The organism is Geopseudomonas aromaticivorans (genome assembly GCF_019097855.1).
Classification (GTDB): domain Bacteria; phylum Pseudomonadota; class Gammaproteobacteria; order Pseudomonadales; family Pseudomonadaceae; genus Geopseudomonas; species Geopseudomonas aromaticivorans.
This window is the reverse complement of the sequence record NZ_JAHRGL010000080.1, coordinates 115,752-134,181: the sequence shown is the minus strand read 5'-3', so window position 1 is coordinate 134,181 and position 18,430 is coordinate 115,752. Positions and strand designations below refer to the sequence as shown.

Annotated in this window: 19 protein-coding genes and 1 tRNA gene; 10 read left to right on the top strand and 10 right to left on the bottom strand. The window is 63.8% G+C overall.

The annotated features are described in order from the left end of the window. The first annotated feature begins 326 nt into the window (after nucleotides 1-326). Both KRX52_RS20185 and KRX52_RS20180 read left to right on the top strand, forming a co-directional pair. Nucleotides 327-414: transfer RNA gene (locus KRX52_RS20185), tRNA-Leu, on the top strand. A 488-nt stretch (nucleotides 415-902) separates the two neighbouring features. Continuing rightward, nucleotides 903-1,151, top strand: a complete 249-nt coding sequence (locus tag KRX52_RS20180) for a hypothetical protein (RefSeq protein WP_217683523.1) — start codon at nucleotides 903-905, stop codon at nucleotides 1,149-1,151. 171 nt (nucleotides 1,152-1,322) lie between these two features. Here KRX52_RS20180 and KRX52_RS20175 read toward each other — a convergent pair whose 3' ends face one another. Beyond that, nucleotides 1,323-2,942: an NAD(P)/FAD-dependent oxidoreductase gene (locus KRX52_RS20175; protein WP_217683522.1), complete on the bottom strand. Its 1,620-nt coding sequence runs from the start codon at nucleotides 2,940-2,942 to the stop codon at nucleotides 1,323-1,325. 436 nt (nucleotides 2,943-3,378) lie between these two features. Here KRX52_RS20175 and galU point away from each other — a divergent pair, with 436 nt between their 5' ends. The 3 genes from galU (at nucleotide 3,379) to KRX52_RS20160 (ending at nucleotide 6,073) form a co-directional block, all read left to right on the top strand. After that, nucleotides 3,379-4,218 (top strand): UTP--glucose-1-phosphate uridylyltransferase GalU, encoded by an 840-nt coding sequence (galU, locus tag KRX52_RS20170; protein ID WP_217683521.1) that lies wholly within the window; start codon nucleotides 3,379-3,381, stop codon nucleotides 4,216-4,218. A 104-nt stretch (nucleotides 4,219-4,322) separates the two neighbouring features. Then, nucleotides 4,323-5,681, top strand: a complete 1,359-nt coding sequence (gene gorA / locus KRX52_RS20165) for a glutathione-disulfide reductase (protein ID WP_217683520.1) — start codon at nucleotides 4,323-4,325, stop codon at nucleotides 5,679-5,681. A gap of 14 nt (nucleotides 5,682-5,695) precedes the next feature. Further along, on the top strand, nucleotides 5,696-6,073 hold the full coding sequence (locus KRX52_RS20160; protein WP_217683519.1) for a VOC family protein: 378 nt from the start codon (nucleotides 5,696-5,698) through the stop codon (nucleotides 6,071-6,073). A 51-nt stretch (nucleotides 6,074-6,124) separates the two neighbouring features. Here KRX52_RS20160 and KRX52_RS20155 read toward each other — a convergent pair whose 3' ends face one another. Beyond that, on the bottom strand, nucleotides 6,125-6,616 hold the full coding sequence (locus KRX52_RS20155; protein WP_217683518.1) for a copper chaperone PCu(A)C: 492 nt from the start codon (nucleotides 6,614-6,616) through the stop codon (nucleotides 6,125-6,127). A 427-nt stretch (nucleotides 6,617-7,043) separates the two neighbouring features. Here KRX52_RS20155 and KRX52_RS20150 point away from each other — a divergent pair, with 427 nt between their 5' ends. Then, entirely contained in the window at nucleotides 7,044-8,078 is a 1,035-nt protein-coding gene (locus KRX52_RS20150; RefSeq protein ID WP_217683517.1) for a DNA-binding protein, read from the top strand. A gap of 6 nt (nucleotides 8,079-8,084) precedes the next feature. On the opposite strand, the gene KRX52_RS20145 is transcribed toward KRX52_RS20150, so the two are convergent. After that, nucleotides 8,085-8,987 carry a LysR family transcriptional regulator gene (locus KRX52_RS20145; RefSeq protein WP_217683516.1) on the bottom strand — a complete coding sequence of 301 codons (903 nt, stop codon included), beginning with the start codon at nucleotides 8,985-8,987 and terminating at the stop codon, nucleotides 8,085-8,087. A gap of 361 nt (nucleotides 8,988-9,348) precedes the next feature. Between KRX52_RS20145 and KRX52_RS20140 the strand changes: the two genes are divergently transcribed. The 3 genes from KRX52_RS20140 to KRX52_RS20130 all read left to right on the top strand — a co-directional run bounded on the left by KRX52_RS20140 (nucleotide 9,349) and on the right by KRX52_RS20130 (nucleotide 11,307). Beyond that, nucleotides 9,349-10,068 carry a pirin family protein gene (locus KRX52_RS20140; RefSeq protein ID WP_217683515.1) on the top strand — a complete coding sequence of 240 codons (720 nt, stop codon included), beginning with the start codon at nucleotides 9,349-9,351 and terminating at the stop codon, nucleotides 10,066-10,068. 31 nt (nucleotides 10,069-10,099) lie between these two features. Further along, entirely contained in the window at nucleotides 10,100-10,699 is a 600-nt protein-coding gene (locus tag KRX52_RS20135) for an FMN-dependent NADH-azoreductase (protein ID WP_217683514.1), read from the top strand. Between the two features lie 194 nt (nucleotides 10,700-10,893). After that, nucleotides 10,894-11,307 carry a DoxX family protein gene (locus KRX52_RS20130; protein WP_217683513.1) on the top strand — a complete coding sequence of 138 codons (414 nt, stop codon included), beginning with the start codon at nucleotides 10,894-10,896 and terminating at the stop codon, nucleotides 11,305-11,307. Between the two features lie 200 nt (nucleotides 11,308-11,507). Here KRX52_RS20130 and KRX52_RS20125 read toward each other — a convergent pair whose 3' ends face one another. Continuing rightward, nucleotides 11,508-12,371 carry a LysR family transcriptional regulator gene (locus KRX52_RS20125; protein WP_217683512.1) on the bottom strand — a complete coding sequence of 288 codons (864 nt, stop codon included), beginning with the start codon at nucleotides 12,369-12,371 and terminating at the stop codon, nucleotides 11,508-11,510. 310 nt (nucleotides 12,372-12,681) lie between these two features. Between KRX52_RS20125 and KRX52_RS20120 the strand changes: the two genes are divergently transcribed. After that, entirely contained in the window at nucleotides 12,682-13,845 is a 1,164-nt protein-coding gene (locus tag KRX52_RS20120; RefSeq protein WP_217683511.1) for an HPP family protein, read from the top strand. Nucleotides 13,846-13,885: 40 nt separating this feature from the next. Here KRX52_RS20120 and paaD read toward each other — a convergent pair whose 3' ends face one another. The 6 genes from paaD to paaG all read right to left on the bottom strand — a co-directional run bounded on the left by paaD (nucleotide 13,886) and on the right by paaG (nucleotide 18,162). Continuing rightward, complete coding sequence (gene paaD, locus KRX52_RS20115) at nucleotides 13,886-14,431, bottom strand: 1,2-phenylacetyl-CoA epoxidase subunit PaaD (RefSeq protein WP_217683593.1); 546 nt, start codon at nucleotides 14,429-14,431, stop codon at nucleotides 13,886-13,888. A gap of 88 nt (nucleotides 14,432-14,519) precedes the next feature. Further along, nucleotides 14,520-15,284, bottom strand: coding sequence for a 1,2-phenylacetyl-CoA epoxidase subunit PaaC (gene paaC, locus KRX52_RS20110; protein ID WP_217683510.1), 765 nt, complete (start codon nucleotides 15,282-15,284; stop codon nucleotides 14,520-14,522). A gap of 11 nt (nucleotides 15,285-15,295) precedes the next feature. Next, complete coding sequence (gene paaB / locus KRX52_RS20105) at nucleotides 15,296-15,577, bottom strand: 1,2-phenylacetyl-CoA epoxidase subunit PaaB (protein WP_217683509.1); 282 nt, start codon at nucleotides 15,575-15,577, stop codon at nucleotides 15,296-15,298. A 39-nt stretch (nucleotides 15,578-15,616) separates the two neighbouring features. Further along, nucleotides 15,617-16,609, bottom strand: a complete 993-nt coding sequence (gene paaA, locus KRX52_RS20100; RefSeq protein ID WP_217683508.1) for a 1,2-phenylacetyl-CoA epoxidase subunit PaaA — start codon at nucleotides 16,607-16,609, stop codon at nucleotides 15,617-15,619. 204 nt (nucleotides 16,610-16,813) lie between these two features. Beyond that, nucleotides 16,814-17,290 (bottom strand): hydroxyphenylacetyl-CoA thioesterase PaaI, encoded by a 477-nt coding sequence (gene paaI, locus KRX52_RS20095; RefSeq protein WP_217683507.1) that lies wholly within the window; start codon nucleotides 17,288-17,290, stop codon nucleotides 16,814-16,816. Between the two features lie 80 nt (nucleotides 17,291-17,370). Beyond that, nucleotides 17,371-18,162, bottom strand: a complete 792-nt coding sequence (paaG, locus tag KRX52_RS20090) for a 2-(1,2-epoxy-1,2-dihydrophenyl)acetyl-CoA isomerase PaaG (RefSeq protein ID WP_217683506.1) — start codon at nucleotides 18,160-18,162, stop codon at nucleotides 17,371-17,373. Nucleotides 18,163-18,430 lie beyond the last annotated feature (268 nt).

Below are 18,430 nucleotides of genomic sequence, written 5' to 3'. Positions count from 1 at the left end.
AATCACAGGATTTCTTGGTCGGATTGCAAATCCGCGTACGCCGGTTCGATTCCGACTTCGGTCTCCAGTGTAGAAAAGATCTGTAGGTGTATGATCTATAAGGTTTTTCTTTAAAAGTGCGTTTTGCCTTAGCGGCTTGCAGGGGCGGCAGTCGACTGTTTATAGTCCGCCCCGTCGTACTGTTGATCAGTGCAATGCAGCGAAACGCAGGAATGCTGCAGCTGTTGCCAGTGCCGAGGCCCGAAGGGTAACCAGCACTGGGCGGTTGCACATCCCGCTAGGGTGGCAAAAAGGTATGGCGGACTGCAACGGTCCGCAGTCGCAGGGCCTGGGTGGTGAAATGGTATACACAGCGGACTTAAACTCCGCCGCCGCTAAAACGGCATACGGGTTCGAGTCCCGTCCCAGGCACCATATATCGTTTCCCGCATGCTCCCGACTTCACCCGAATACGACAAAAACACAGAGAAACCGGCCCTTGCAGCCGGTTTTTTTATGCCTCGGCTCTCTCACCTTGCTCTGGATACTCGCTGGATTTTTTGGGATCAGGACGCGAAAGGCTTAATGGACGAGCTGCAAGCTGGTTTTGAGCGTTCGCTCGCAACCCCTCCGCAGGCGCTGACTGGCGCTATCTCGCTACCGCGAAGTCAAAGCGTTCATATGCACTAGACTTCTGCACGTAAAGCGTCAACACGCTGACTCATGGCATGTCTCCTTAGTAGATTTCTAGGTATCGTCAAGGAGTCGGCATAAAATATATGGCGCGCGGCACTCTTGGAGCCAATTAATGGCGCCATGCATCATGTCGAGGCCGACCACCGCTGGGCTGCTGACGAGCTTCGTGCTGGCAGTCGGCGGCAGAACACACTCACACATAACAATGACAGCAGAGGGAAGACCACATGAGTGCAAGCCATGACAACCCGCAGGAGCCATCTGAGCGCTGGGATGCTAGTCGTGCGATTGAATTGGAACTGGAGGCTCGAGACCAGGAGCGGATAGCCATTACCAAGCTGGTGGAGCAGGCGCATCATCTGATTCAGGAGGCAATCAGCGACACGCAAAGCCATGACGTGCTGGTAGAGGCGAGCAGCCAGTTAGACAAGGCAATTCAGCTGCTCAAGTGGCCACTCCCGCATCCCCCATCCTGAATCGACCGGTCTGAGAGGGCCTGGGCGGCCCCTCGGCAGCGGTGATCTATAAGCATGCTTGGTGGGCTGCGCCAGCAGGGAGCGCAGTTCACCGTGCGTGGCTATTTGCACCCGGGCCTCCGGAGGTTTTCAACCGCCGGGGGCGGTGGCTTTCCGACGCTAGTCTGCCATTCAGACGTCGTGTGACAGCCCTAGCAGGTCGCGGGCCACAGCTTCGGCGATGCGGATGCCATCGACCCCGGCGGAAAGGATGCCGCCGGCATAGCCGGCGCCTTCGCCGGCCGGGAACAGGCCCTTGACGTTGAGGCTCTGTAGGTCGGCGCCGCGGGTGATACGTACCGGCGAGGAGGTGCGTGTCTCCAGGCCGGTGAGCACCGCGTCGTGCATCGAGTAGCCGCGGATCTGCTTGTCGAAGGCCGGCAGCGCCTCGCGGATCGCCTCGATGGCGAACGGCGGCAGGGCCGCCGCCAGGTCCTGCAGCTTTACCCCCGGCTTGTACGATGGCTCGACGCTGCCCAGGGCAGTAGACGGCTTGCCGGCGATGAAGTCGCCGACCAGCTGCGCAGGGGCCTCGTAATTGCGCCCGCCGAGCTCATAGGCCAGCGACTCCAGGCGCTCCTGCAGTTCGATGCCGGCCAGCGGCCCGTCCGGGAAGTCCTGCTCGGGGGTGATGCCCACCACCAGGCCGGAGTTGGCGTTCCGCTCGTTGCGCGAGTACTGGCTCATGCCGTTGGTCACCACCCGGTTCGGTTCCGAGGTGGCGGCTACCACGGTGCCGCCGGGGCACATGCAGAAGCTGTACACCGTGCGACCGTTCTTGGCGTGGTGGACCAGCTTGTAATCGGCGGCGCCCAGCTTCGGGTGGCCGGCGTACTTGCCCAGGCGCGCCTTGTCGATCACCGACTGCGGGTGCTCGATGCGGAAACCCACCGAGAACGGCTTGGCCTCCATGAATACGCCGTGGCCATGGAGCATGCGCATGGTGTCACGGGCGCTGTGACCAAGAGCCAGCACCACATGGCGGCTGGCGATCTGCTCGCCGCTTTCCAGCTGCACGCCGCGCAGCTGGCCATCCTCGATCAGCAGGTCGCTGACCTTCTGCTCGAAGCGCACTTCGCCACCGAGGGCGATGATCTCGGCGCGCATGTTCTCGACCATGCCAGTGAGGCGGAAGGTGCCGATGTGCGGCTTGCTGACGTAGAGGATCTCTTCCGGCGCACCGGCCTTGACGAACTCCTCCAGCACCTTGCGACCGAAGAAGTGGGGGTCCTTGATCTGGCTGTACAGCTTGCCGTCGGAGAAGGTTCCCGCACCGCCTTCACCAAACTGCACGTTGGACTCGGGGTTGAGTACGCCCTTGCGCCACAGGCCCCAGGTGTCCTTGGTGCGCTGGCGCACTTCCTTGCCGCGCTCGAGGATGATCGGGCGAAAGCCCATCTGCGCCAGCACCAGGCCGGCGAAGATGCCGCACGGGCCGAAACCCACCACCAGCGGACGCTCCTCCAGCTGTTCGGGGGCATGGCCGACGAACTTGTAGCTCATGTCCGGGGTGGGGGCGATCTGCCGGTCACTGGCGAACTTGGCGAGCAGGGCGGCTTCGTCACGCACGCTGACGTCCAGGGCGTAGATGAACAGCAGCTCGCTGGACTTCTTGCGGGCGTCGTAGCTGCGCTTGAACAACTGGATGTCGAGCAGCTCGGCATCGGTGATGCCCAGGCGCTGCAGCACGGCGGCGCGCAGCTCGTCATCGGTGTGGTCGAGGGGCAGTTTGAGTTCGGTGATACGCAGCATGGGAGCAGTCCACGTCAGGGCCGGAGGCAACCCGGCAGCTTTTGAAAGGCGTTGATTATACGCGCGATCTGCGGCTTTTCGGCAGGCCTGGGCCGGGCCAACAACGCTTGGCGGAGCCTGCTGGCGCAGCACCTGCGAACGGATCCATGGCAGATCCAGTGAAAGCGTGCTCAGCATTTCTGACCATGACCAGATCGTGCCATATGTTTCATGATGCGTTGTTTAACATAATGAAATTGATGTCCTTGAATGGATACACCAACTCTTGTGCTCTATCGGATAGTCGACAGAAATCGCCGCCCCGTGCGCGTGGGCCCGGCTGTTGAAAATAAACCGCGCACGGAGGCGATATGTCTCACGGGCTGTGATTGTAAGCCGCGAGCGCCCTGATTAGACTGCGTGTTCAGAACTCCCACACCTGCAAGGCTTCTCTCCCATGATCAAGAAGTGTCTCTTCCCGGCGGCCGGTTACGGCACTCGTTTTCTGCCTGCGACCAAGGCAATGCCCAAGGAAATGCTGCCGGTGGTGAACAAGCCACTGATCCAGTATGCCGTCGAGGAAGCGCTGGATGCCGGTCTGAACGAGATCTCCATTGTGACCGGCCGCGGCAAGCGGGCGATTGAAGACCATTTCGATATCAGCTATGAGCTGGAACATCAGATCCGTGACACCGACAAGGAAAAATACCTGGTCGGCATCCGTCGCCTGCTCAATGAGTGCACCTTCTCCTATACCCGTCAGATCGAGATGAAGGGCCTGGGCCACGCCATCCTTACTGGCCGCCCGCTGATCGGCGACGAGCCGTTCGCCGTGGTGCTGGCCGACGACCTGTGCATGAACCTGGAAGGTGATGGTGTACTGGCGCAGATGGTCAAGCTGTACAAGCAGTTCCGCTGCTCCATCGTGGCCATCCAGGAAGTGCCGCGCGAAGAGACCAACAAGTACGGCGTGATCGCCGGCGAGATGATTCGCGAGGACATCTACCGGGTCAACGCCATGGTCGAGAAGCCCAAGCCGGAAGACGCACCGTCCAACCTGGCTATCATCGGCCGTTACATCCTGACTCCGGACATCTTCGACCTGATCGAGCAGACCCCGCCCGGCAAGGGTGGTGAGATCCAGATCACCGACGCACTGATGAAGCAGGCCCAGGAAGGCTGCGTGATCGCCTACAAGTTCAAGGGCAAGCGTTTCGATTGCGGTGGCGCCGAGGGCTATGTCGAGGCGACCAACTTCTGCTTCGAGAATATCTACAAGGCCGGCAAAGCCTACTGATTTAGCTGCACCTTTGTTGATGCCCGACCGCCCTGTACCTCACGGTACAGGGCGGTTTTGTTTTGCCGGGTGATATGCTGCCCGCACATGGCAAGGAGACCGACATGGCATTCGATTTCGACCTGTTTGTGATTGGCGCCGGCTCCGGCGGCGTACGTGCGGCGCGCTTTGCCGCCGGCTTCGGGGCGCGAGTGGCTGTGGCTGAGAGCCGCTATCTGGGCGGCACCTGCGTGAACGTCGGCTGTGTGCCGAAGAAGCTGCTGGTCTACGGCGCCCACGTCGCCGACGAGCTGGAGCAGGCGCGCGGCTTTGGCTGGTCGGTCGAGAGTGTGCAGTTCGACTGGCCGACCCTGATCGCCAACAAGACCCGCGAGATCCAACGCCTCAACGGCATCTACCGCAACCTGCTGGTCAGCAGTGGCGTCACCCTGCTGGAAGGTCATGCGCGCATCCTTGGCGCCCATGAGGTCGAGGTGAACGGCCAGAGCTACAGCGCCGAGCACATCCTGGTCGCCGTCGGCGGCTGGCCGCAGGTGCCGGAGATCCCCGGGCGCGAGCTGGCGATCACCTCCAACGAAGCCTTCTATCTCGAGCAGCTGCCCAAGCGCGTGCTAGTGGTCGGCGGCGGTTACATCGCCGTCGAGTTCGCCTCGATCTTCCACGGCCTGGGGGCGCAGACCACGCTGCTGTACCGTGGTGAGCGTTTCCTGCGCGGCTTCGACGAGGCGGTGCGCACCCATCTGGAGGAGGAGCTGCGCAAGAAGGGCTTGGACCTGCAGTTCAGCAGCGACATCGCCGCCATCGAGCGCCAGGCCAACGGCAGTCTGCTGGCGACCCTGCGCGACGGCCGGGTACTGGAAGCCGATTGCGTGTTCTACGCCACCGGCCGCCGGCCGATGCTGGATAACCTGGGGCTGGAGAATGCCGGCGTGGCGCTGGATGAGCGCGGCTTCATCCAGGTGGATGACGAATATCGTAGCAACGTGCCATCGATCCTCGCCATTGGCGACGTGATCGGTCGCGTGCAGCTGACGCCGGTGGCGCTGGCCGAGGGCATGGCGGTGGCGCGCCGGCTGTACCGTCCCGCGGAATACCGTCCCGTGGACTACGCGCTGATTCCCACCGCCGTATTCAGCCTGCCCAACATCGCCACCGTCGGCCTGACCGAGCAGCAGGCGCTCGAGCAGGGTTACCGGGTGCAGGTGTTCGAGAGCCGCTTCCGCGCCATGAAGCTGACCCTGACCGACTGCCAGGAGCGCACCCTGATGAAACTGGTGGTGGATGCCGACACGGATCGCGTGCTCGGTTGCCACATGGTCGGCCCGGAAGCCGGCGAGATCATCCAGGGGCTGGCGGTGGCACTGAAGGCGGGGGCGACCAAGGAGGTGTTTGACGAAACCCTCGGCATCCACCCTTCGGCGGCCGAAGAGTTCGTCACCATGCGCACGCCGGCGAGCCGCTGAGCATGGAGGTAGCGATGATTGAGCGCCTGGACCATCTGGTCCTTACCGTGACGGACATCGAGTGCACGGTCGACTTCTATCGGCGCGTGCTGGGCATGCGCCATGAGGTCTTCGGCGAGGGGCGGCATGCTCTGGCATTTGGCCGGCAGAAATTCAACCTGCACCAGGCGGGCCGCGAGTTCGAGCCCAAGGCGCGTCAGCCGATGCCGGGCGCCATCGATCTGTGCCTGATCACGGCATGGCCGCTGTCGCAGGTGCAGGCGCGGCTGGCGGAGCAGGGTGTGGCTGTTGAGGAGGGACCGGTAAGGCGTACCGGCGCGCTGGGTCCGATCGAGTCGGTGTACTTTCGCGATCCAGATGGCAACCTGATCGAGGTCAGTCGCTACCTCTGAGCAGCAGAGCAGTAGAGCACCGGGCAGCGGCGGCGCTGCCCGGCGGCTCGGTCAGTGGCCGCTGTGCTCGCCGTGCTGCATCGGCATGCCGTGACCGGCGTGGCCATCGGCTGTCTTGACCTCGACCTGCACCTCGACCTTGCCGGCCTTCTCGAACTCGAGCGTCAGCGGGAATTGCTCGCCCGCAGTCAGCGGCTTGCCCAAACCGAACAGCATCACGTGATTGCCACCCGGCTGGAACACCACCTCGCCCTTGGCGGGAATGTCCAAGGCCGGGATCTGCTGCATCTTCATCAGGCCATTCTGGTGCACATGGGTATGCAGCTCGCTCTTCTGTGCGCGCGAAGTGCTGGCACCGATCAGTCGATCAGCCTGGGCGCCCTGGTTGTGCAGGGTGAAATAGGCGGCGCCGGCCGGTGCGTTCGGCGGCAGCTCGCGCGACCACGGTTGGCTGACTGTCAGGTCGCCAACCTTGTAGTCCTGGGCGAAGCTCGGCAGAGCGCAGGCAAGCAGGGCGGCCAGGCTCAGGGTGCGAATCAGCATTGTTGGTGCTCCTTGTGATGGCGGATGGCCCATGGGGCGTTGCGCGCGACCATAACACAGCCGGTGCAACGACTGCCGCGACCGATGGGCGCGGCAGGGGCATCGCGCGTGGTCGGCCATTCGACTCGGGAAGCCGTACCAGCCGTCCGAACCTGCGCCGTAACCTCGAAGTGCTTGATGACAGCCCGACATCCGCAGCGGTGTTCTCCCGCGTGCCTGCCTTTCTGTGGCTCTCCACGTGATTAGTCTCCTGTGCAGGCCCCAAACGTACTCGAAAACGGTGCTGCGCAAGCTGATTTGCCGGCTGTAACTTGATAATTCGTGATTATCAAATCCATTTATTAATTGGAAAAGTGGTCTTTATTGATTTAAACATGCCATGTAATTACGTACTATGTACCACAGTATCAAATCGTAGGGGCACAATATGGCTCGGGGTGGCATCAACAAGGCTTTGGTCCAGAAAGCACGGCGCGCGCTGCTGGCTCGTGGCGAGCATCCAAGCATCGATGCGGTGCGTGTCGAGCTGGGCAATACCGGCTCCAAGACCACCATCCACCGCTATCTGAAGGAGCTGGAAGAGGCCGATGTTGGTTCGATTGAGCGGGAAAAATCGCTTAGTGAGCAGTTAACCATCCAGGTTGCCCAGCTGGCGGAGCGGATGCAGGAAGAGGCCCATGCTGCAGTGGCCCAGGAACGGGAGCAGTTGGCGCTGGAGCGCACCGAGTACCTGCTCCAACTCCAGCAGTCCGAGATCCGCATCAAGCAGCTCGAGGGGGAGGCTGAGGGCTTGACCACGCAGTTGCAGGAGGTGCGTCTGGCGTACCAGCAAGACCATCAGCAGTTGCAGCAAGCCCTGATTGAGTGCGCCCGACTGCATCAGGCGAATCAGGATTTGGGTGTACGCCTGGCGGATCGCGAGTCGCAGATCCTGTCGCTCGAAGAGAAGCATCAGCATGTCCGTGATGCCCTGGAACATTATCGACTGGCCAGCAAGGAGCAGCGCGAGCAGGAGCAGCGACGTCACGAGGCGCAGGTTCAGCAGCTCCAGGTGGAAACTCGTCAGCTGCAGCAAGTCCTGGTCATCAAACAGGACGAATTGACTCAGCTGAATCGTGACAACGAGCGCTTCGTGACGGAGGCAAGGCAGATGCGAAAGGATCTGACCACCAATCAGACTGGCCTGGAACGTCAGGCAAATGAGCTCGCCAGCCTCGCGCAGCAACTTGCCCTGTCGGAGTCAGGCAAAGCGGTATTGCAGGCGCGGGCCAACGATCTCCAGGCTGAAGTGACGCGCTTGGTGGATACCGTAGCTGCGCAGACGAGACAGGCAGAAGCGCTACAGGCCAGTCTGACCGCGATGGCTGCGCAGTTCAGCCACATGCATCACCCCGCGCAAGCTGAGACCACCACCCAGGTCGTCGACGACGGCACTGCCGAGCAGATCGCCCCGAGTCCCTGAGCCGCCTCACTGCAGGGCTGATTGCGCGGCGGCCAGCCGGCTCGAGAGGAACTCGATCAGCACCCGGACCCGGTGTGGCATGTAGCGGTTGCTGGGCAGCACGGCGTAGATGCCCAGTGCCGGCGGCTCGAAGTCTTCCAGTACGGTCTCCAGTTTTCCGGCGGCGAGATAGTCGGCGGCGATGAAGTCCGGTAGCACGGTGATGCCAAACCCCTGTGCGGCGGCTTCGGCCAGTGCGTCGCCGTTGTTGGCCTGCAGGCGGAAGGAGAGATAGAAGGACTCCATGTGGCCGTCCACCTGGAAGGTCCAGGGCCGGTTGTTCGCCTGTGGCGAGTAGCCGAGGCAGGCATGGCCGGTGAGTTCGGATGGGTGCTGGGGGCGTCCATGCTGGGCCAAGTAGCCCGGTGCGGCGACGATCAGCAGCCGGCCACTGCCGAGCTTGCGGACGATCTCGCCCGGATCGAGCTGGCCGGTGATACGAATCGACAGATCTATGCCTTCCTCGATCAGGTTCTGTTGCCGGTCGCTGAAGTCCATCGCCAGGCTGATCTCGGGGTAGGTCTGCGAGAACTCCAGAAGCAGCGGCACCAGCCGGCGCAAGCCGAAGCTGAGCGGCAGGCTGATGCGCAGTTGCCCGCTAGGGGTCAGCCGCTCCTCCATCACCCCGGCTTCGGCCTCTTCGACCAGCTCGAGAATCACCCGGCACTTTTCCAGGTAGGCGCTGCCTGCCGAGGTCAGCGACAGGCTCCGCGTGCTGCGCACCATGAGCTTGATGCCCAGGTGCTCTTCCAATGCCGCGATCTGCCGGGTAACCACCGAGCGTGCCACGCCGAGCTGGCAGGCGGCGGCCGAGAAGCTGCCCAGTTCGGCCACCCGCACGAACAGGTTCATCGCATCGAGTCGGTTCATTGTTGATTCTCAAGTCAACAGAGTGTTCTTGATTGTCCTCTATCTGACACCAGTACGCATGGGTAAAGTTTCCCCATCGCCGATGCTTACAACGCATCGCTGCACCGAGGATGACGACCGTGAACCGCCAATACACCGCAACTGCTGGGTGATAACTGGGTTGCTGGACCGAGCAGCTTGACGCTATCTGCAGAAGGACGCCATCGGCGCCAGGCCATCAAGCGCAGCGTGTTCAACGCCGGCAAGCACGCCCTGAATCATCAGCGGCGCCCTCGAAGCGATCAAGAACCAAGACCCTGAAGCTGCGGGGCAGGGGCCATCCGAGGCTCCCCGTCCCACAGCCGGCACGCAGGAGAACGACATGTTGGAAATCAGATCTGCCGCAGAGCGCGGTCTAGCCAATTTCGGCTGGCTGTATTCGCAGCACAGCTTTTCCTTTGGCAGCTATTACGACCCGCAGCACATGGGGTTTTCGGATCTGTTGGTGATCAACGACGACCGCGTCCGGCAGGGCCGCGGCTTCGACACCCACCCGCACCGCGACATGGAAATCTTCTCCTACGTGCTCGAAGGCGCGCTGGAACACAAGGACTCGATGGGCACCGGCTCGGTGATCCGTCCCGGCGACGTGCAGATGATGAGCGCTGGCAGCGGCATCCGGCACAGCGAGTACAACGCCTCGCGTGAGGAGCTGGTGCACTTCCTGCAGATCTGGATCGTGCCGAACCGCAAGGGCGTCACGCCGCGCTATCAGCAGCAGCACTTCACTGCGGCCGAGAAGCGTGGACGGCTGCGGCTGATCATTTCGCCGGACGGCGCCGAAGGCTCGCTGTCGGTCTACCAGGATGCCCGTGTCTATGCCGGGCTGTTCGATGGCAGCGAGCAGCAGCGCTTCGAGCTGCCGGAGAACCGCTTCGCCTACATCCAGGTGGCGCGCGGATCGCTGACCGTCAACGGCCAGCGCCTGAGCGCCGGCGACGGTGCCCGTCTGCGCAACGTTCGCGAAATCGACTTCAGCGCTGGCGACCATGCCGAAGTACTGCTGTTCGACCTGCGTCCCAACGAACTGCCGCTCTATTGAGCCCTTTATCAGTTACTCAAGAGGAATGACCATGAAAATCCTGCAAATCAACGCCAGTGCCCGTTCTACCGGCGCCAATTCCACCCGCCTGGCCGACAGCATCACTGCCCGCCTGCAGGCGCAGAATCCGGCCGCCGTGGTCGAGCTGCGCGATCTGGCCAGCCACCCGCATCCGGTTCTCGATGAAGCCGCCCTGGGTGCCCTGTTCACCCCGGCCGAGCAGCGTACTGCCGAACAGGCGGCCCGCGTGGCCCTCGATGACGCGCTGATCGCCCAGGTGCAGTCGGTCGACGTCATCGTCCTCGGCGTGCCGATGTACAACTTCGGCGTGCCGGTGCAGCTGAAGACCTGGCTCGACGCCATCGCCCGCGCCGGCGTGACCTTCCGCTACACCGAGAACGGACCGGAAGGCCTGCTCAAGGGCAAGAAGGTCTATGTGGCCCTGGCCCGTGGCGGCATGTACCGCGATACCCCGGCCGACTCCCAGGTGCCGTACCTGAAGACCATCCTGGGCTTCCTCGGCCTGACCGATGTCGAGTTCGTCTACGCCGAAGGCCTGGCAATGGGCGCCGAAGGTGCCGACAAGGCCTTCGCCACGGCCGAAGCCCAGATCGGCGCGCTGATCGTCTGATCGAGCCAGGCAGCGGGATGCGTCCGGTGACGGGCGCCTGCCCAGCTCTGCACCTCCCGAACAGCGCTGGCCTGCCCTGTTCCTGGAAGAGGCGCGAGCGAGTCTGAATTCAGCAACTATTCTGGTTGCAGGTCTCCAGCAGCACAGCGCAGTCGTTGTGCTGAAGTGGAGTTGAGCAGATAGAGGATATTGTCGTGAGATATACCCTTTTCGAGAACCAGAAAAGCGAAATCATCCTGCTGGCTCGTATCCTGCTGATGATCCTGTTCATCATGGCGGGATGGGGCAAGTTGACCGGGTTTTCGGGAACCGTTGGCTACCTGGAGTCCCTGGGAACGCCTGCTCCCATGTTGGCTGCGGCGATTGCCGTGATCATGGAGTTCATCGTGGCCATCCTGATCGTAGTGGGCTTCTATACCCGTCCACTTGCCCTTCTCCTCGCGCTGTTCACCGTAGGCACCGCCGTGATCGGGCACAGCTTCTGGACCATGGTTGATGCCGAGCGGGCCGCCAACATGACGCAGTTCCTCAAGAACATGAGCATTGTGGGGGGCTTGTTGCTGTTGGCAATTACTGGGCCAGGCAAGTACTCGCTGGACGGCAAGTAGACATGCGCCGTGCCACGATGCGGCAGGCGACTGTGTCGTGGCACCTCCCATGCGATTCGCGTGTTTTGCAGCGCAGCTGAATAGTCATGCAGCAGTCCGGTGACCGTCCCCATCCTGGATCTGGCGCAGCCCCATGGGCGTGACTTGCCGGGCTGACAGCAAAGCCGGGAAGCGCTCAATCAGTCCCAGCGCGCAGATCACTAGATCAGCGGATCCCAGCGCTGCGACCAGTCTTTTTCCTGGTGGGAAACCTCGCGCAGGAGTTCACAGGCCTGCTGCAACTCACGGGAGTCGCGTTCGCGGTTGTAGACCAGATAGATGGGGTAGCTGAATTCCGGGGCCTTGCTGACTCGCTCAAGCAGGCCACGCTCCAGGTAGGTCTGTACTACCCGCGAGCGGAAGTAGCCCGAGCCGCCATTTTCCAGCAGGTATTGCAGGGCCAGTGGGCCGAGATTGAAGCTGAGCGCCGCGCGGGCATGCTCCGGCAGCGCGGTGTCGTGGCGGCGGCGGAAGTCCTCGCCCCAGTCGATGTACACGTAGGGCTCCGGGGTTGCCACCGCGCGAACCAGGATCAGCCGCTCCTCCAGCAGCGACTCGACCTGCAGGCCGGGCCAGTAGGCCGGGCTGTGCACCAGGGCGGCATCCAGGCGGCCCTGTTCGAGCTGCTCCAGCAACTGGGCGGCGGCGCCGATTTCGGCGCTGATGGCATGCTGCGGGAAATGCTCGCGCAACCGACCGACCCATTGCAGCAGCAGCGGATGGCTAAGGCTGACCTCGCCGCCGACGTGGAGGCGGTGGCCGTATCCCTCTGGCAGAGGCAGGTCGCGCTGGGCGCTCTCCCAGGTCTGCACCAGCTGGTTGGCGTAGGCGATGAAGGCCGTGCCGTCGGGAGTCAGCTTGGCGCCGGCGCGGTTGCGTACGAACAGCTTGCTGTTGAGCTGTGCTTCCAGGCTCTGTATCCGCGCGGTAATCGCCGTCTGGGTGACGTGCAGGCGTTCGGCGGCGGCGACGAAGCTGCCACAGCGGACGATCTCGATGAAGGTGCGGGCAAGTTCGATATCCATGCGGTGGTTTCCAGCGAAGGTGACTCGTCATACAGGGGGCGCGTTGCCCAGGGCAGGCGATGGCTCGCACGGGCGATCCATGATGGTGCGCGCCCCGCCATTATGTATCAATAATTATGCACCAAAGATTCAATATTATTAGTTTGTTTACTGTTTCAGCGGACGGCAGACTGTAACGACTTTGCTCGTGCCTCCTTGTGGGGCGATCGCTCGAATCCCTGCGTGCATCTGGAACTTTCATGACGACAACATACCTGCCCGACGCCGAGGCCACCGGTACCTCGAGCTGCCTGTTACTGTCCGACTGCCAATGACGAATCGATTACCAGAAAAGTCTTCGCGGCTGCCCGCCTGGCTGTCGACGACCCCGCACACCCGGCCGCTGGAGTGGCTTCGGGCGGCTTCGGGAGCGCTGCTGGGCGTTGCGGCGAGTGTCTGGCTGTGCACCTGGCTGTTCGATCCGGCGGTAGCGCAGATGCTGCTGGGTCCATTGGGGGCCTCGGCGGTGCTGCTGTTCGCGGTGTCCTCCGGCGCGCTTTCGCAGCCTTGGTCGATCCTCGGCAGCTACCTGCTCGCCGGTCTGAGTGGGGCACTGATGGTGCAGTTGCTTGGCGCGAGCATGGGTAGTGCAGTGCTGGCGATGGCTGTCTGCCTGCTGGCGATGTTCCTGCTGCGCTGTCTGCATCCGCCGGCCGCGGCGCTGACCCTGTGCGTGGTGCTGGTTCCGGGGCTGTCCGCACAGGGCTTTGCCGTGGTGCTGCCGGTAATGTTCATTGCCTGCAGCCTGTTTGCTTGGGCAGTGCTGTTCAACAACCTGACCGGCGTGCGTTATCCCCGATTGAGCCCGCCGGCCGAGCCGTCCCACCACACCGCCGATCTGCCGGTCGGGCAGCGGATGGGTATCGGTAACGAGGATCTCGACCATGCTCTGGATGAGTTCGGTGGCTTCATCGACCTGACCCGCGAAGACCTGGCGACCCTGGTCCGACGTACCGAGCAGCATGCCCTGCGGCGGCAGATGGGCGAGCTGACGGCGGCGCAGATCATGTCGCGGGACCTGCGCTGGGTGACGCCCGAAACCACCCTCGACCAGGCCCTGGAGATTCTCCAGTACCACCATCTCAAGGTGCTTCCGGTGCTGGAACGGGATGTGCTGGTCGGCGTGGTGACCCTGGCTGACCTGATTGAGCTGATACGTAGCCGCGTCCAGGGTGGGCTGCTCGGCTACCTGGGGCGCCGCGAGGTGCGGGTGTCCAAGGCGATGACCCAACCGGCCGTCAACGTAGCGGCCGACACCCATGTGGTTGAGCTGATCCCGCTGCTGTCCCGCGAGGGGTTGCACGGACTGCCGGTGCTCGAGGGTGGCAAGTTGGTGGGTATCGTCAGCCAGACCGACCTGATCGCCGCACTGCAGAGGCAGCTGCTTGGCCGCTCCCACGGGGGAGACCCGGAAGTCTGGCCGAAGGCGAGCTGAGAGGCCGGTTTGAATGCAGAAAGCCGGTTGCCGCTTCTAGTCAGATGCACTTGAAATAGTCGAAGGGCTCTAGGCAGGCGCGGCAACGGTACAGGGCCTTGCAGGCGGTGGAGCCGAACTGGCTGACCACCTCGGTGTCGTGGCTGCCGCAGTGCGGGCAGCAGATCGCGTCCTTCTCGCCGAGCAGGCTGCGCTTGCTGGTGCTGCCGGCCGGCGGGGCGATGCCGAAGGCGCGCAAGCGCTCGCGGCCCTGCGCGCTGATCCAGTCGGTGGTCCACGCCGGCGCCAGCCGGCGCTCCAGGCGCGGGGCGCGGAAGCCCGCGCGTTCCAGCGCCTTGGCGATCTCGCTTTCGATCAATTCGGTGGCCGGGCAACCGGAATAGGTCGGGGTGATAGCCACCCGCAGGTGGCCATCGACCCAACTGATCTCGCGGATGATGCCGAGGTCGACCACGCTGACCACCGGTACCTCCGGGTCCATCACCTGTTCCAGCACCTGCCAGGCGCGCGGCAGGTCGGACTCGTCCGCCTCGCGGGCGCCGCCGTCGGAGGCGATCAGGCCGGCGGACTGCTCGCTGCTGACCATGCCGGCGACCGGACTGCCGCCGAACAGGGCGTCGAGCTCGGATGCTTTGCTCATGGCTCCTCCGGTTGCTGTCGGTTAACGGCCGGGCTTACCAGGTCGCGTCCGGGTAGGCGCGCTGCAGGAACTGCATCTCCGCCAGCAGGATGCCCAGGTGCTCGGTGTGCAGGCCCTGTTTGCCGTCCAGGTAGAGGTAGTTGGCTGGCGGCGGTACCGGCAGGCTGGCGCGCTCGAACAGCTGCTCGACGGTCGCCTGCCAGGCGGCGGCCACGACCGCGCTGTCGGCGGCGATGCCAGTTCTGGCCAGGCGCTGCTGGATCTCGTCGCCGGCCAGCAGGTCGCCGGTGAAGCGCCACAATTCGTCGTTGGCGGCGAGCATGCGCCGGTGGCTTTCCTCGGTGCCGTCACCCAGACGCTCGATCCATTCACCGGATCGGCGCAGGTGGTAGGTGACTTCCTTGAGGCCCTTGGCGGCGATGGCGGCGATGCGTGCGTCGCTGGAGGCGCTCAGCGCGCTCAGGGTGTGGAAGTGCCAGGCATCGAACAGGAACAGCTTGGCGGTGGTCACCGCGTAGTCGCCGTTGGGCTGCTCGACCAGCAGGGTGTTGCGAAAGGCGCGCTCGTCGCGGCGGAAGGCCAGCTGGTCGGCGTCGCGGCCGTCGGCCAGCAGCTCGGCCGCGTACTCGTACCAGTTGCGCGCCTGGCCGAAAAGGTCGAGGCCGACGTTGAGCAGCGCCATTTCCTCTTCCAGCGCCGGGGCATGGCCGCACCATTGGCACAGGCGCTGGCCGCTGATCATGGCGTTGTCGGCCAGGCGCAGCAGGTATTCGCTCAGGTCCTGGTGGTGGTCCGTCATGACCGGCGTCCTCACATGTGACCGACTTCGTCGGGCAACTCGTAGAAGCTGGCGTGCCGGTAGACCTTGTCCTGCGACGGGTCGAAGAACGGCTCTTGCTCGTCGCCGGCGGTGGCGGTGATCTGTGCCGACGGCACCACCCAGATGCTCACTCCTTCGTTGCGGCGGGTGTACAGGTCGCGGGCATTTTCCAGGGCCATCTGCGCATCGGCGGCGTGCACGCTGCCGACGTGCTTGTGGTTGAGGCCGTGCTTGGAGCGGACGAAGACTTCGAAAAGGACCCATTCGGACATGGCTGGGGTACTCCGGTTTATGCGCGATTCAGGCGCCGTTCAGGCAGTGCTCTGTTTTTGCTGGCGTTTGGCGGCATGGGCGACAGCGGCTTCGCGGACCCACTGGCCATCCTCGAGCGCCTTGCGCCGCGTGGTGATGCGTTCGCGATTGCATGGGCCGTTGCCCTTGAGTACCTCGTAGAACTCCTGCCAGTCGATCTGGCCGAAGTCGTAGTGGCCGCGCGCGGCGCTCCACTTGAGGTCCGGGTCGGGAGCGGTGCAGCCGAGGAATTCCAGTTGCGGCACGGTCTGGTCGATGAAGCGCTGGCGCAGCTCGTCGTTGCCCATGCGCTTGATCTTCCAGGCCAGCGACTGCGCGCTGTTGGGCGAGTCGGCGTCGCTCGGGCCGAACATCATCAGCGCCGGCCACCACAGGCGGTTGATGGCGTCCTGGACCATGTCCTGCTGCGCCTGGGTACCGTGGCGCATCATGGTCAGGAGGATTTCGTAGCCCTGGCGCTGGTGGAAGCTCTCTTCCTTGCAGATGCGGATCATCGCCCGCGCATAGGGGCCGTAGGAGGTGCGCTGCAGCACCACCTGGTTGACGATGGCGGCGCCATCCACCAGCCAGCCCACCGCGCCCATGTCGGCCCAGTTCAGCGTCGGGTAGTTGAAGATGCTCGAGTACTTGGCGCGGCCCGAGTGCAGCTTGGCGATCTCCGTGTCGCGGTCGGCGCCGAGGGTTTCCATGGCGCTGTACAGGTACATGCCGTGGCCGGCCTCGTCCTGGATCTTGGCCATCAGCTGCAGCTTGCGCTTGAGGGTCGGCGCGCGAGTGAGCCAGTTGCCTTCCGGCAGCATGCCGACGATCTCCGAGTGGGCGTGCTGGGAGATCTGGCGGATCAGGGTCTGCCGATAGGCGTCCGGCATCCAGTTCTTCGGCTCGATCTTGATCTCGGCATCGATGCGCTCCTGGAAGGCGCGCTCCTCGGGAGTCATCTCTGCGAGATCCTTGACGCGCTTGACTCCGGTTTCGACCAGTTGTGCGTACATGTTCTGGATTTCTCCGGCCTTGGTTGCACCGAGCGCCCTGCATCTTTATATGACACACAAATAATGATTAGACAAATCAATGCGGTGTCACTTTGTTCGATTTTGCGATGCGCGCGCGGGGTTGCAGAGTCTGCTGGCTGATGTGATGCCCCCTGCGTACAGGGGTCGAGGCTCTCGTCTTCCGCCTATGACCAATGACTGTCTTCAAACGCCTTTGTCTCGAGCCTGATTCTCCTGCTGGCGGACGCTGCCGCGGATCTTGTAGGACTTGCCGTGGAACACGGCGATCAGCTGGCCATGTTGGTTCTCGATGCGCACGTCGTAGTTGCCGGTGCGACCGCTGCGGCTGACCTGGGTGGCGCGCGCGGTAAGCAGGTCGCCGAGGCGGCCGGGAGCGATGTAGTCGATGCTGCAGCCGAGCGCCACGCAGACCTCGTCGTAGCTGTTGCAGGCATAGGCGAACGCCGAGTCGGCGAGGGTGAACAGGTAGCCGCCGTGGCAGTTGGCATGGCCCTGGATCATGGTCTCGCTGATGGTCATCTGCAGGTCGGCCTCGCCCGGCGCCATGCGCAGCACCTGGATGCCGAGATGGCGCACGGCCAGGTCGCGCTCGTACATGGCGGCGGCGCAGGCCTCGGCCAGCTCCTGGGGCGGCAGTTGGTCATTGTCGTGCTCAGCCATGGAAACGCCCTCCGGTGCAGCGCAGGTGGTCGAGCGCGTCGATCATCGCGCCGGTGGCTTGTTTAGCGAGTGCGCTCATCTCAACGGCCCTTGAATTCGGGGGTGCGCTTGGCCATGAAGGCGCTGACGCCTTCACGGTAGTCTTCGCTGCGCCCGGCCAGGCGCTGCAGATCGCGCTCGAGGTCGAGCTGCTCGTCGAAGCTGTTGCTGGCGCTGGCATTCAGCGCGCGCTTGATCAGGGCCAGGCCGTAGGTCGGCTGGGTGGCCAGCTGGCGGGCCAGCTTGAGGGCCTCGTCGTGCAGGGCGGTGTCGTCGACGCAGCGCCAGATCATCCCCCACTGCTCGGCCTGTTCGGCGCTCAGGCGCTCGCCGAGCAGGGCGAGGGCCCTGGCGCGGGCCATGCCGACCGCGCGCGGCAGGGTCCAGGTGCCGCCGGAGTCCGGCACCAGGCCAAGCTTGCAGAATGCCTGGATAAAGCTGGCCGACTTCGCAGCGAGAACGATGTCGCAGGCCAGGGCGATGTTGGCGCCGGCGCCGGCGGCCACGCCGTTGACCGCGCAGATCACCGGCAGCGGCAGGTCGCGCAGGCTGCGGATCAGCGGGTTGTAGTTGTTCTCGATCGACTCGCCCAGGTCCGGGGCGGTAGCGCCCGGCGCCACGTTGCGGTCGCCCAGGTCTTGCCCGGCGCAGAAGCCGCGGCCGGCGCCGGTGATCAGCAGGCAGCGCACTTCGGCATTCTGGCGCACCTGCTTGAGGGCCTCGCGGACTTCCTGGTGCATCGCCGCAGTGAAGCTGTTGAGCTGCTCGGGGCGGTTGAGGGTCAGGGTGGCAACGCCTTGCTCGAGGGTGAAGAGGATGTGTTCGAAGCTCATGGGGACGTTCTCGCTCTTGTTAGAGGAGGGGCGCCGGGCGACCCGGGAGGTTCTGGCTGGGGCGGGCGGACCTCGCGGCGCCAGCCTTGCCACTCTTCTCATTCAAGTACCGTTCGGCGGCTCTTGCGCATCTTCTGCACGGCGCGCAAGCCGGCAGCCGAGAGTGCCGGGAGTTCGTCCAGCGCTGCCGCGCGGCGCTGGAGGCCATGCGACCTCGCTTGCCCGCCCCGTCGGGTGGCCGTGCGCCGCAGTCTCTCTGTATAGTTGC